At 62.7% G+C, this 12,672-nt stretch carries 14 protein-coding genes, 1 other RNA gene and 1 pseudogene; 9 read left to right on the top strand and 7 right to left on the bottom strand.

All coding sequences use genetic code 11. The annotated features are described in order from the left end of the window. Window positions 1-32 precede the first annotated feature (32 nt). On the bottom strand, window positions 33-203 hold the full coding sequence (locus AUC68_RS15200) for a DUF1328 domain-containing protein (protein ID WP_069438487.1): 171 nt from the start codon (window positions 201-203) through the stop codon (window positions 33-35). Between the two features lie 143 nt (window positions 204-346). Further along, window positions 347-756, bottom strand: an RNA gene (gene rnpB / locus AUC68_RS15195) — RNase P RNA component class A. A 232-nt stretch (window positions 757-988) separates the two neighbouring features. Between rnpB and AUC68_RS16880 the strand changes: the two genes are divergently transcribed. From AUC68_RS16880 to AUC68_RS15165, 6 genes are all read left to right on the top strand, one after another. Then, entirely contained in the window at window positions 989-1,231 is a 243-nt protein-coding gene (locus AUC68_RS16880) for a hypothetical protein (protein WP_069438416.1), read from the top strand. Further along, the gene (locus AUC68_RS15185) at window positions 1,206-1,706 is read left to right on the top strand and encodes a Crp/Fnr family transcriptional regulator (protein ID WP_069438415.1); all 501 of its coding nucleotides are present in this window, start codon (window positions 1,206-1,208) and stop codon (window positions 1,704-1,706) included. Before AUC68_RS16880 ends, AUC68_RS15185 begins: the two co-directional genes overlap by 26 nt. 129 nt (window positions 1,707-1,835) lie before the next feature. Further along, window positions 1,836-2,213, top strand: coding sequence for a hypothetical protein (locus tag AUC68_RS15180; protein ID WP_141701322.1), 378 nt, complete (start codon window positions 1,836-1,838; stop codon window positions 2,211-2,213). After that, complete coding sequence (locus tag AUC68_RS15175; RefSeq protein ID WP_069438413.1) at window positions 2,210-2,902, top strand: hypothetical protein; 693 nt, start codon at window positions 2,210-2,212, stop codon at window positions 2,900-2,902. Before AUC68_RS15180 ends, AUC68_RS15175 begins: the two co-directional genes overlap by 4 nt. Before the next feature lie 232 nt (window positions 2,903-3,134). After that, window positions 3,135-3,392 (top strand): hypothetical protein, encoded by a 258-nt coding sequence (locus AUC68_RS15170; RefSeq protein ID WP_141701321.1) that lies wholly within the window; start codon window positions 3,135-3,137, stop codon window positions 3,390-3,392. Window positions 3,393-3,584: 192 nt separating this feature from the next. Then, entirely contained in the window at window positions 3,585-3,854 is a 270-nt protein-coding gene (locus AUC68_RS15165) for a hypothetical protein (protein ID WP_069438411.1), read from the top strand. Window positions 3,855-3,964: 110 nt separating this feature from the next. Here AUC68_RS15165 and AUC68_RS15160 read toward each other — a convergent pair whose 3' ends face one another. The 3 genes from AUC68_RS15160 to AUC68_RS15150 form a co-directional block, all read right to left on the bottom strand. Continuing rightward, window positions 3,965-4,729, bottom strand: coding sequence for an N-acetylmuramoyl-L-alanine amidase (locus tag AUC68_RS15160; RefSeq protein ID WP_069438410.1), 765 nt, complete (start codon window positions 4,727-4,729; stop codon window positions 3,965-3,967). A 95-nt stretch (window positions 4,730-4,824) separates the two neighbouring features. Beyond that, entirely contained in the window at window positions 4,825-5,484 is a 660-nt protein-coding gene (locus tag AUC68_RS15155; RefSeq protein WP_342027504.1) for a TerB family tellurite resistance protein, read from the bottom strand. A 176-nt stretch (window positions 5,485-5,660) separates the two neighbouring features. Continuing rightward, on the bottom strand, window positions 5,661-5,963 hold the full coding sequence (locus AUC68_RS15150; protein ID WP_069438409.1) for a hypothetical protein: 303 nt from the start codon (window positions 5,961-5,963) through the stop codon (window positions 5,661-5,663). Window positions 5,964-6,146: 183 nt separating this feature from the next. Between AUC68_RS15150 and AUC68_RS15145 the strand changes: the two genes are divergently transcribed. The 3 genes from AUC68_RS15145 (at window position 6,147) to AUC68_RS15135 (ending at window position 11,588) form a co-directional block, all read left to right on the top strand. Beyond that, a complete protein-coding gene (locus AUC68_RS15145) occupies window positions 6,147-6,677 on the top strand; it encodes a gamma carbonic anhydrase family protein (RefSeq protein WP_069438408.1) in 531 nt (176 codons plus the stop codon). A gap of 18 nt (window positions 6,678-6,695) precedes the next feature. Beyond that, window positions 6,696-10,319, top strand: a complete 3,624-nt coding sequence (locus AUC68_RS15140) for a hydantoinase B/oxoprolinase family protein (protein WP_069438407.1) — start codon at window positions 6,696-6,698, stop codon at window positions 10,317-10,319. An 84-nt stretch (window positions 10,320-10,403) separates the two neighbouring features. After that, a complete protein-coding gene (locus AUC68_RS15135; RefSeq protein ID WP_083240810.1) occupies window positions 10,404-11,588 on the top strand; it encodes an FAD-dependent monooxygenase in 1,185 nt (394 codons plus the stop codon). Window positions 11,589-11,593: 5 nt separating this feature from the next. Here AUC68_RS15135 and AUC68_RS15130 read toward each other — a convergent pair whose 3' ends face one another. Both AUC68_RS15130 and AUC68_RS15125 read right to left on the bottom strand, forming a co-directional pair. Further along, on the bottom strand, window positions 11,594-11,944 hold the full coding sequence (locus AUC68_RS15130; protein WP_069438405.1) for a hypothetical protein: 351 nt from the start codon (window positions 11,942-11,944) through the stop codon (window positions 11,594-11,596). Between the two features lie 215 nt (window positions 11,945-12,159). Then, window positions 12,160-12,533 (bottom strand): annotated as a pseudogene (locus tag AUC68_RS15125) (DUF2852 domain-containing protein). Window positions 12,534-12,672 lie beyond the last annotated feature (139 nt).

Genomic DNA, 12,672 nt, shown 5'->3' with positions numbered 1-12,672 from the left:
TCTTGGAGGGCGCTTGCGGGGTCAGATGGGGATCAGGGCGCTGCGCCGCGCACGACATGCATAATCAGCGATGCGACAAGCAAAACGAGGAAAGTGAAGAACAAGATCTTCGCGATTCCAGCAGCGGTGCCGGCAATGCCGCCGAAGCCAAGAAGTCCTGCAATCAGCGCAATTACAAAAAACGTCAAGGCCCAACCAAGCATGACGATTTCCTTTCGTTTGGGTTGCAGTCTATTGGACCAACAACGAAGCTCGGCCTCTTGTTCCATGACAGGCCCACGAAATACGTCACAGGACGCCAAAATTGGAGACCGGCGCGAGGGGGTATCCCTCACGCCGGTCCTGTCGTGTCACCAAGCCTGTAAGCCGGGTTCTGTTCCTCGCGTCACCGCGAGGTGATGGCCATTCATCTGGGACGACTCTTGCGAGACGCCTCGTGCAACCAACCCGGGCCGCCGGTCTGGAAACAGACCTGGGCGATCTCTCGTGCGTTACGGTCGATCGTCCTTGCGGCCCCTATTTGGTCTTGCTCCCGGTGGGGTTTGCCTTGCCGCCTTTGTTGCCAAAGACGCGGTGCGCTCTTACCGCACCCTTTCACCCTTACCCTCTCCACGGCCTTTCAGCCTCGAGGGCGGTTTGCTTTCTGTGGCACTTTCCCTGGGGTCGCCCCCGCCGGACGTTATCCGGCACCGCGCTTCCATGGAGCCCGGACTTTCCTCTCCCCAGGTCCTGAGGAGCGGCCATCCGGCTTGCTGACTAACCAAAATAAGGGGAAGTCGGGTGTTTTCGTCAAGTACCGGGACCCGCTCGCGGCTCTTCCGGCGTTCGCCCAGCCTTCGAAAGAAGAGCTCCCGAAGTCGTCACGGCTTTTTGATCCCCGGGTTACCAATGTTCCCATATGCTCGCGGCAATCTGACGCATAACCGCGCAAGCCGTCACTTTCAGGAACTTTCGGCCCATAACAAGCTGGGTAAGACCACTTCGAGCGATGACCAATCAGGTGCTGATCACACGCTGGCTCAACGTCTTTCCGGAACTCGCCGAGCTCGAGCCGGAGACAAGGGACGTGCTGCTCGACGTCATACAGTTCGAGCGGCTCCGTCGAGGGGATGTGGCCTACTACCAGGGCCAGCACTGCCGGAACTATCTCATGTGCATCGAGGCCAGACGCGCGTCTTCAGACCTCGGAGTCGGGCCGGGAAATCATGCTCTACCAGGTGGGCGCCGGTGAGACCTGCGTTCTGACAACGTCCTGTTTGATGGCCGGCAATCCCTTCCCCGCGGAAAGCACCGTGCAAGCCGACGTCCTGCTCGCCGCCATCCCGGCGGATGTTTTTCTCAAGCTCATGTCGTCGTCCCCAAGGTTCCGGCACTATGTCCTGTCGAACTATGGGGACTTGCTGTCGAGCCTGATCATGCTCGTGGACGAAGTGGCCTTCGCAAGTCTCGATCTTCGCCTGGCACGACGTCTTCTGGCCGAGGCCGAAGGCTCACGTGTCGTCTCGAAGACCCATCAGCAGCTCGCGCTCGATCTCGGCAGCGTGCGCGAAGTCATCAGCCGGTACGTCTCCGAATGGGAACGCCTGGGTTGGCTCCGCTCGTCGCGCGGCTCGATCGAGGTGCTCGACATGGCCGCGCTCGCCACCTATGGCGCGGGGGACGCGGCCCTTTCCCGGCCCGCATTGCGATCAGGCTCTCAGGCGTGATGGCTGCGCAACGTAACTCAGGTCACAGACAAGACCCCTGAACGAGCCCTAAGGACATAACGGTCCGAAGTTTTGAACAACCCGCCAAACACTTCGCTAACGAGACCCAACGCCCAAGGATCAATGACAATGACAGACATGACATCAAGACGGCTCATCTCCCGTTTGACATTGCCTGTGCTCCTGGCCGGTATGCTCGCCATGGTCCTGCCCGCCACGGCGCCCGCCATGGAGGATCATGGCGATGTCGAAGCCGAGTTCGATGAAAGTTGCGCCATGGGCCTCGCCGACGGGCAAATGGTGAAGACCGATTGCTCCGTCAGTTGGACCGACGAAGACGGCAAGGTGTACTGCTTCTCGAGCGAGAATTCGAAGGCCGCGTTCTTGAAGGACCCCAAGGGCAATATCGCCCGGGCCAAGACGTTTCTCCAAGAGCAGCAGGCGAAAGCCGCCTCCGGCGCAAAGGTCTTCACCGAGGCGGACGTCACGCCCGAGTCCAGCAAGTGATCGACGAGCGTTCGGAAGGCGATGCCTTCGTGTTTCACGACCCCAAGCTCGATACGGATCTCAAGCTGAAATTCGAGGAGATCAAGATCGTACGCGGCATGGAAGGCTATGGCTGGTTCGCCAATGTCATCTTCCACGACGTCGACGAGCCCAAGAAGCAATATGCCATCGACTTCTGGTTCAAGCCGGAAGGCCAGCAACTCACGCTTCAGGATATCCGCGTGCAGAAGGGCCCCAAGCGTGACGGCGACGGCTACTTCATGATCACGCGGCTCCCGGTCGCGTGGTGGTGGCTGCCGGTCCAGGAACATCCCGGCAGCATCGAAGGGGCGCGCGCCTGGCAGGTGATGGCCTCGATCCACGACTACATCCTCGAGAACAAGGACGAGGACGGGAACATCACCGTCAAGGACGACAAGACGGGCGAAGACCTGAAGCTTCAGTTCGTGGAGATGCATCGGCCCGTGCGCCGGCTCAAAGGCGAAGGCAAATATTTTGCGTGCACCGATTTCCGCAAGCCCGGCAGCAAGGACGAGTATTACGACTTGGACTTCTGGGTCGACGAGACGGACGGTTCGCTGAAGGTCGGCAACGTCAAGGTCCACAAGGTTCCGGTCCAAGAGGACGGAATTTGGACTCAAGTGGACCGGTACACCTTTGAAGGCATGGATTTCGAAGAAACGCTGTAGCGGCGCGAGCGCGCCTTTCGACGCCGTTGCCAAGTTCTCCCGCCTCTCCGCCCGGAGGGGCGGGTTTCTTTTGCCAAACATCCAAACCGAAATCGCGAATATGTGATCGCACCTGCGTGATCCCAGTCACACTCTCGGCGCGTTGTGCACTTGTAAGCTGCGTATACGCTGACGGCAGGACCTGCCCGAAGCGCGCAGACACGGAACAGACAGTGATATGGAGGAATCCCCGATGAAATTCTTGACCCCCGCCATCGTGACCGGCGCCCTTCTCTTCGCCAGCTCGGCGATGGCGGCGACCGGCGAATACGACAATATGTGCGCCATGGGCCTGTCTCTCGAGAAGAAGGTCGAGACGGACTGCTCCGTCAACGCGGAGATCGACGGCAAGACCTATTGCTTCGGAAACGAGACGGCCAAGACGCTGTTCATGAAGGACGTTGAGGGCAACCTCAAAAAGGCTCAGAGCTTCTACGACGACAACCAGTAGCCGCGCCATCGGCCCTCCGTGCGCGCACAGGGGAAGACCCTCCACGTCGAAGCGGGTCTTCCCCGCCCTCTCCCGGCGCATAGGCAAGATGGCACTGCAATTGTCCATTGACGGCGAGAGCATTTCTGCCGATTCCTTGGCACCTCAACGGCCAAATGCGCCACGTGAATACAAGTCCTGGAGGAAGTATTGATGAAGAAGGTTGTTCTCGCCGCGGCGGTCACCGGCACCGTGATTGGTCTTTCCGGTTCTGCCGCGCTTGCCGCCGGTGCTCTCGGTGAGTTCGGAAACAACTGCGCCTGGGGTCTGACCCAGGGCCAGAAGAAATACACGGACTGCTCGATCCACGAGACGGTCGGCGAAAAGATCTACTGCTTCAGCAAGCAAGCCGCCAAGGACGAGTTCATGAAGGACCCGGACGGCAACGTGCAGAAGGCCGAGAGCTTCTATAACGACAACTAGCGTCGGCCTGGCGCCCCGCGCCGAACGATACGAATTCGAAAGCTCGCCCAACCCTTGGGCGGGCTTTTTTCATGGCCATTCACCGAGAGCCGCAAGCGCAACCCAGCAGATCAAACCACCGCGCCCGACCGGACGATGAGGAGCCGTTTCAGCGTCTCGCGGGTCGAGCGGTCCGCACGGCCGTCGACCCTTGCGGGCCTGTAGTGCCGCTGGAAGGCCTCCACCACGATTTCGGTTCCGCGCCCGTATGTGGACGTGTCCTCGACGCCGTACCCGAAATCCCTGAGATCACGCTGAAGTTCGGCGACGGCCTCGCTCTCGTCGCCAAGACCGAGGCCGGCATCGTCGCCGAGGGGCACGGGTTCAGTCCAAAGTCCGATGCCGGCGCGGGCCAGCCGGGCCCAGTCGAACCGTTCGCCGGGATCGCGTTTGCGGCCGGGCGCGATGTCCGAATGGGCCAGCACACGCTCTTTCGGGATCGCGTGGCGGCCGAGAATGTCGAGACACAGGGCTTCCACCGCCTGCATTTGCACCTCCGGAAACGGCGGGTAGTCGAAGTCGTGGCCGGGATTGTGGATCTCGATGCCGATCGACGCCGAATTGAGGTCCGTCTCACCGGCCCAATAGCTTTGGCCCGCGTGCCAAGCCCGCTCGGACTCCGCCACCATCTGGGTGACGACCCCGGCCTCGTCGAGGAGATAGTGGGCGGAGACCTTGGACTCTTCGGAGGCGAGCCAGTCGCGGGCCGCGTCGCACGCTTCCATCCCCGTGTAATGCAGGATCAGCGTGTCGGGCTTCCGTCCCTCGGGCCGCGGTTCGAAATTGGGCGATGGCACCCAATGCGCGGCAAGCTTGCTGTCCGGTGCGGCCGTCATCCAAGCCAATCCATTCTGCAAGGGCCGTCGGTCTCGCGGCCATCCCGCCGACGGGAAGACCGTCCAGCCATCCGCCTACGCGGCGGCAAGAGGGGTTAGAGGCCCCGCTCTTTGGCAATCTGCTGATAGGCCTCGTTGATGGCGGCCATCTTGTCCGTGGCGATGGCGATGAACTCTTCCGGCACGCCGCGTGCGATCAGCTTGTCGGGATGGTTCTCCGCGATCAACTTGCGGTACTGGGCCTTCAACGCATCGTTCGTAACCGACGGATCGACCTCGAGCACTTCGTAAGGATTGCGCTTCGAGGCAACCACGTGCCGGGCCTTGATGTAGCCGAACTCCGTCTCGGTGAAGCCGAAGCGCTTGGACACTTGCTTCAGGAACTCTTCCTCGCTCGGATCGAACTCGTCGTCGGCCTTGGCGATGTGGAACAGACCGTCCAGAACGTCTTCCAGCAGCTTCCTGTTGCCCTTGAACATCCCCGCCAGCTGGTCGGCATAGGCTTCGTAACCGGCTACTTCCTGCTTGGCGAGGTTGAACACCCGCGCCACGTTCTTCATCTCGCCGTCCGGGACCTTGAACACCTCCTTGAAGGCGTTGACCTCGTCCATGGTGACGACGCCATCAGCCTTGGCCATCTTGGCGCCGAGCGCGATGACGCCCACGGTGAAGGCCACCTGGTCCTCGCCGTCGGCCCCGCCGGCCTGGTCGCCGTCCCGGTCAATCACGTAGTGCCCCGCGACGCCGCCAACCACGCCCCGATCGGCCCTCCGACCGCGAGTCCTGCGGCTGCACCTGCGAGTTTTCCCCAAACCGACATAGCGGACCCCCTTAGAACCACTTGATCCAGTTAGACCATACGGGCTTTTCCGTTGTCCCGCATGGGATAATCGTCCCGGTGGCGCACCGCCGCCAGGGCAAGAACATGCTGCTATCCCCGGAGATTGCCAAGGATCGACATCTTCGGTTCATCGACCTCGAGACCGGCCCCGAGGCGCCGCTCCACGTGCCACGACCTGACAAAGGTCCAGACCGCGAACCACAAGGCCAAGAGCGCATTCGCCCCGCTCGTGATCCAGACGAATGTGGACCCCAGCTCGAACAGATTGGCCGCGGCAAGGATGAAGGCCTCGATCACGATCGCGAAGCCGCCTGCCATCACGATGGCGGCACACAGCGAAACGATGAAGATCGTCAGCGGATTTCCGCCTTTTTTGGTGTCTTCGGTGCTCATCGGCGCGTTCAAACCCTTGAGAATCTGCTGGGGGCGCTTTTCCTTACCGGTGTGATCGGGTTGTTACAAGAGGTTCCGGTACCTCCGTGCCGGGCGGGACCTCCCGGCCCTGTAGCCCGATCTTGAATGACAAGGCTATCTCAGAATTGTATCCACGGCGCTTGAGGGGCGAAAGGAGCGACGATGGCGGTCTACGAGCTTGATGGGCAGGCGCCCGAATTTCCGGCGGACGGGCTCTATTGGGTCGCCGATACGGCCACATTGACCGGCAAGGTGCGGCTCAAGTCCGACGCCAGTGTCTGGTACGGCTCGGTGCTGCGCGGCGACAACGAGTGGATCGAGATCGGCACACGCTCTCAGGTGCAAGACAATTCCACGCTCCACACCGATCCGGGGTTCCCGGTGACGATCGGCGAGGACTGCGTGATCGGGCACAACGTGATCCTTCATGGCTGCACGATCGGCGACAACACGCTGATCGGCATGGGCGCGATTGTCCTAAACGGCGCCAAGATCGGATCCAACTGTCTTGTGGGCGCCGGGGCGCTCATCACCGAGGGCAAAGAGTTTCCCGACAATGCGATGATCATCGGGTCGCCCGCCAAGGCCGTGCGTGAGGTGGACGACAAGATGCGCGCCATGATCGCCCGTGGCGCGGATGTCTATGTGCGGCGCTGGAAGCAATATGCGTCCGGCCTGAAACGGATCTCGTGACAGGCGACCACCCGCGGCATGACCGGCAAATGGCAGTTCTTCATCGACCGGGGCGGCACCTTCACCGACATTGTCGGGCGTAGCCCCGACGGGACGCGCCTTACCACGAAGCTGCTCTCCGAGAATCCGGAATCCTATGAGGATGCGGCCATTGCCGGCATCGCCGACCTGATCGGCGTCCCGCGCGCAGGGCCCCTCCCGCCCCATCTCATCGAGACCGTGCGCATGGGGACGACCGTCGCCACCAACGCACTCCTGGAGCGCAAAGGCGACCGCGTTCTCCTTGTCGCGACCGAAGGCTTCCGTGACGCGCTTGAGATTGGCTACCAGGCGCGTCCGAAAATCTTCGCGCGACGGATCGAGAAGCCGTCGATGCTGTATGAGCGCGTCGTGGAGGTGCCCGAACGCGTCCGCGCCGACGGAACGGTCGAAGTTCCGCTGGACCTCAAGGCCACGCGCGAAGCGCTGGAGGAGGCACGGCGAGACGGCATCGACGCGGTCGCCATCGTCTTCATGCATGCTTATGCGCATCCGGACCACGAACGCCGGGCGGCCGCCCTCGCCCGGGAGCTGGGCTTTGCCCAAGTGTCGGTCAGCCACGAGGTAAGCCCGCTCGTGAAGTTCGTGGGCCGGGGCGACACGACCGTCGTCGATGCGTATCTGTCGCCGCTGCTCCGCCGCTATGTGGACCGCGTAGCGGGCGCGCTCTCCGCCCTTCGCGGCGGCGATGCCGGCGAGACCGCACCGAGGCTGCTATTCATGCAGTCGTCGGGCGGCCTCACGTCGGCGCATCTGTTTCGCGGCAAGGACGCGATCCTGTCCGGCCCCGCCGGTGGCGTGGTCGGTGCCGTGGAGACGGCCAAGAGCGCGGGTTTCGCCAAGGTCATCGGCTTCGACATGGGCGGCACCTCCACGGATGTGTGCCACTACGACGGCGTACTTGAACGCACCTTCGAAAGCGTCGTGGCCGGCGCGCGTGTCCGTGCCCCCATGATGCTCATTCATACGGTCGCTGCGGGCGGCGGATCGATTCTGCATGCCGACGAAGCGCGGTTCCGGGTCGGACCGGATTCGGCTGGAGCCGATCCCGGTCCATGCGCCTATCGCCGGGGCGGACCGCTCACCGTGACGGACGCGAACGTCATGACGGGCAAGCTTCAGCCCGATCTCTTCCCGCATATTTTCGGCCCCGGCCAAGACCAGCCTCTGGACCGGCGCGCGGTGGTGAAGGCGTTTCATGCGCTCGCCCGGGAGCTGGGCGACGACCGTCTGCCGGAAGAGATCGCCGAAGGCTTCATCAAGATCGCCGTCGCCAATATGGCCAACGCCATCAAGACGATTTCCGTGCAGCGGGGCTATGACGTCGCCGGCTACGTGCTCAATTGCTTCGGTGGCGCGGGCGGGCAGCACGCATGCCTCGTGGCCGACGCGCTCGGTATCGAGAGCGTGTTACTGCATCCGCTGTCCGGGGTGCTGTCCGCCTACGGCATGGGCCTTGCCAGCGTGCGCGCGACCCGCACCCATGCGGTGCTCGCGCCGCTCGACGAAGACGGCATGGCGACGCTCGCCGAAACGTGCGGGCCCTTGGAACGTGAGGCCCGCCGCGAACTCGAGCTCCAGGGCATCGTCGCGGACACGATCGCGGCGCAGGTCCATTTGCGTTACGAGGGCACGGACAGTTCGCTGCCGATCCCGTCCGGCTCGCTCGCGGAGATGCGCGCGGGGTTCGAGGCGGCGCATCGGAAACGCTTCGGCTTTATCAGCCCCGAAAAGGGGGTCGAGATCGAAGCCGTGGAGGTGGAAGCCATTGGCGGCGGCACCCTGATCGAAGAAGCCGATAGCCCCCTCCCCGCCAAACGGCCCGCGCCGCAGAGCCGGGCCGACATCTTCACCCATGGCCACTGGCACGATGTCCCCGTCTCGGCCCGCGCCGATCTAACCCCGGGCGCCGAGATCGACGGACCGGCGCTCGTGATCGAGGACCATCAGACCGTCGTGCTGGAACCGGAATGGCGCGCGGCGGTGACGGCGAAGAACCATCTTCTTTTGTCGCGCGCCCAGCGGAAGCAGGCAAAAGAGGCGGTTAGCGCCGAGGCGGACCCCGTCATGCTGGAAGTGTTCAACAGCCTGTTCGTCTCGATCGCCGAGCAGATGGGCTATGCGCTGCAGAACACGGCGCGCTCCGTCAACATCAAGGAGCGTCTCGATTTCTCCTGCGCCCTCTTCGATGCTGGCGGGGCTCTGATCGCGAATGCACCCCACATCCCCGTCCATCTCGGCTCCATGGACCGAAGCGTGGAAACGATTCTGCGAGAGGTGGGTACAGACCTCCGCCCCGGCGATGTGTGGATGCTGAACGCGCCCTATAACGGCGGAACGCATTTGCCCGACATTACCGTCGTTACGCCCGTGTTCGACGAAGCCGGCGCGGAGATCCTCTTCTTCGTGGCCGCGCGCGGTCATCATGCGGATGTGGGTGGCATCAGCCCCGGCTCGATGAGCCCCCGCGCGTCCTCGATCGAAGAGGAAGGCATCTATATCGATCCGTTCAGGCTGGTTGGCGGTGGCCGTTTCCAGGAAGATGCCGTGCGGCGCCTGTTCACCGACGCGCCCTATCCGGCACGCAATGTCGACCAGAACGTCGCCGATTTGAAAGCGCAGGTCGCCGCCAACGAGAAGGGCGTCGCCGAACTGCGCAAGATGGTGCGCCAATACGGTCTCGCCACGGTCGCGGCCTATATGGGCCATGTGCAGGACAATGCCGCGAACGCGGTGCGCAAGGTCATCGGCACTCTGAAGAGTTCGCGTTTCGCGCTTCAGACCGATCAGGCAAGCCGGATCGCGGTGGAGATCACGATCGACCGCAAGGCGAACAAGGCCGTCGTCGACTTCACCGGCACGAGTATCCAGACCGAAACGACCTTCAACGCCCCCGAGCCGATCACGCGTGCCTGCGTGCTCTACGTGTTCCGGACGCTGGTGGATGAGGACATTCCGCTGAACGCCGGTTGTCTGCGCCACATCGAGATCGTGCTGCCTGACGGATCGCTCTTGAAGCCGCACTATCCGGCGCCGGTCGCCGGCGGCAACGTGGAGACGAGCCAAACCGTCGTGAACTGCCTTTATGGTGCGCTCGGGGTTCTGGGCTCCGCGCAGGGAACGATGAACAACCTGACCTTCGGAAACGAGCGGGTGCAGTATTACGAGACGATCTGCTCTGGGGCCCCGGCGGGGCCCGGTTTCGACGGGCCGGCGGCCGTGCAGACTCACATGACCAACTCCCGGCTCACCGATCCGGAGGTCCTGGAACTCCGCTACCCTGTGCTGTTGGAGCGGTTCGCGATCGAGCGGGGCTCGGGAGGCGCGGGGCAGTGGCGCGCGGGAGACGGTACGGTCCGGACACTGAGGTTCTTGGAAAAGATGGACTGCGCTATCCTCTCGGGTTTCCGTAGCGTGCAGCCCTTTGGCACAAGGGGCGGTGCGCCGGGCCGCAAGGGGGAAAACTGGGTGCGCCGGACGAACGGAGCGCTGGAACGTCTCAAAGGGTCAGACCAAACGAGGCTTGCCCAAGGCGAAGCCGTGATAATCAGAACACCGACCGGCGGCGGTTATGGTAAGCCAACCCCGGACGAGACCGCATAGACGACAGACGACGGTACTGGGCGCAATCGCGACGAAACCGGGCGGCTGTCGCGCAAGAAGCATGGGCGCAAGAGGCACGAGCGTATGGCAATTGACGGCAGGGCTTTGATTTCCGGCGCGGGAATCGCGGGTCTTACGCTCGCCATTTGCCTGAAGGAATACGGAGACGATCCGGTTGTCGTGGAACAGAGCCCCGCTCTGCCCGACGACGGCTACATGATGGACTTCTTCGGCTCGGGCTGGGACGTGGCCGAACGCATGGGCCTTACCGGCGCGCTCCGTGCCCTGCGCTACCCCATCGACAAGCTTCAATTCGTGAATGCCGAGGGCAAGTCCTATGCGACGGTCCCGATCAAGCGTATCAAACGCGCGCTGGACGGCAAATATGTCTATCTGCGCCGCCCCGACCTCGTACGCATCCTGTACGAACGCGCCGAGGCCCTCGGCGTGGAAGTCCGGTTCGGCACGGAGATCGCCGACATAAGGGACCAGGGGACCCACGTCGATGTCGCCTTCGACGATGGCAGCACGGACGAATTCGCGCTGGTGTTCGGTGCCGACGGCGTTCATTCGGGGGTCCGGCGCCTGATGTTCGGCGACGAGAGCCAGTTCGCCCGATTCCTCGGCGCCTATGTGGCCGCGTTTCACATCGAGGATCACGATCTCCCCGTGGGCCAGGTCGCGCAAATCCACGAAGAACCGAATCGCGTCGCCTTCTACTACCCGCTTGGCGACCGTAAGCTCGACGCGACCTTTGTGTTCCGGCTCGACGAAGTGGACGTCCCGCCCGAGCAGCAGCTTTCGTTCGTGCGGCGCGCCTTCAAGGGCGCCGGGTGGATCGGCGAGGCGCTGATCGATGCTTACAAAGGCAGCGCACCGCTCTATTTCGATACGATGACGCAGATCGCCATCCCACGCTGGTCGCGGGGACGGGTGACACTATTGGGCGATGCTTGTGGATGTCTGTCGCTTCTGGCGGGACAAGGCTCGCACATGGCGATGGCGGGCGCGTATATCCTGGCGCAGGAGCTCCAGCGCTACGACGGCAACCACGCGGCTGCGTTCGCCTCCTACGAGGCCATGATGAAGCCCGCGATCGCCGAGCGTCAGGAAGACGCCTCGGCCTTCGCGAAGATCTTCATCCCAACGGCGCAGTCAAAACCCTGGTTGCGCCGTCTCGTGATCCAGACGGCGTTCAATCCGCTCGTCCTGCCGTTCGCGTTTCGAGCGTTCGGATCGCGCAGCATTCTCGAGGACGACGAGGTCTAGCCCGGCTAGAAGCTCACTTTGGCGGTCTTGGTGTTGAAGACCACGACGTCCCGGTCCGGCTCGATGACGCCCGACGTCGTAAAGGAGTGCGGCTCGAAGCTGATGGTCGTCTCGCACTTGCCGCCGGCGCAATCGTCGGCGAGCTTCGCCTTGGCCTCTTCGGGCGTGATGTCGCCGGTATTCACGTAGACGCCGTCCTTCGTGGTGCACTCATAGCCGAGCACATCGCCAGAGCGTCCCCCCTTGATGCAATACGCCTTCATCTCGATCTCTTGCCCCAGATAGTCCTGCGGGTGCTTGACGAGATCCTGGATGTCGCTTGCCTGGACTTGCGTGACGCACGCCGACAGTCCCATGCCCGCAATCAAGAAAGCCCTGCGACCCCCCTTGGACCAAACCATTGTTTCCTACCTCGAACGCTTCGTGTTTCGCTGTGGCGCCACTGGCCGCGGCGCGTCGGCCCGCATCCTACAAAGCCGGCCGCCGATGAAAAGCCTCTGCTGCACACAAAATGAAGGGCACAGGCTTTCGCCTGCGCCCTTCAGCGCCCGTTCGCAGGGGATGAACGTGCTTAGCTCGTCTGAACCGGCTGGACCTGCTTGCGCTCGGCCATAAACTGGTCGAACTCCGCCTTGTCCTTGGCGTCGCGAAGACGCTTCAGGAAGGACTGGAATTCCTCGGCCTCTTCTTCGAGCCGCTTCAGGGTCTCCTCGCGATAGGCATCGAAGGCGTAATTGCCTGTCGAGGCAAAACCGCTGTGAAACCGCTGCGCCTCTTCCTTGAAGTACGAGCGCCAAGCCTTCCTATTTCCGCATCCCATTCGTCCACTCCAGATTAGATAAGCCAAAACACCGAGCCAACCGGCCACCAAACGATAAAACCGAGAATCATCGCGGCGAACCAAGCGGGCTTTCCGTACTCGTCGAGGGTCGCAACTAGCTGCATCGGGGTCCTTTCAGGGCTCAAGTGAATGTTATTTACATTCACATATATGGGTCTGCCTGGCAAGCCGTTCAACGTCTCGTCGTCTGATTCTCGTCTGCCGTTCGCGGATTCCGTCTCCTGGGCGGCTGGCCCAGGGCGC

This window comes from Methyloceanibacter methanicus (assembly GCF_001723285.1).
Classification (GTDB): Bacteria; Pseudomonadota; Alphaproteobacteria; order Rhizobiales; family Methyloligellaceae; genus Methyloceanibacter; species Methyloceanibacter methanicus.
Note: the sequence above shows the minus strand (reverse complement) of the source record. Positions and strands in the feature narration are given on the sequence as shown.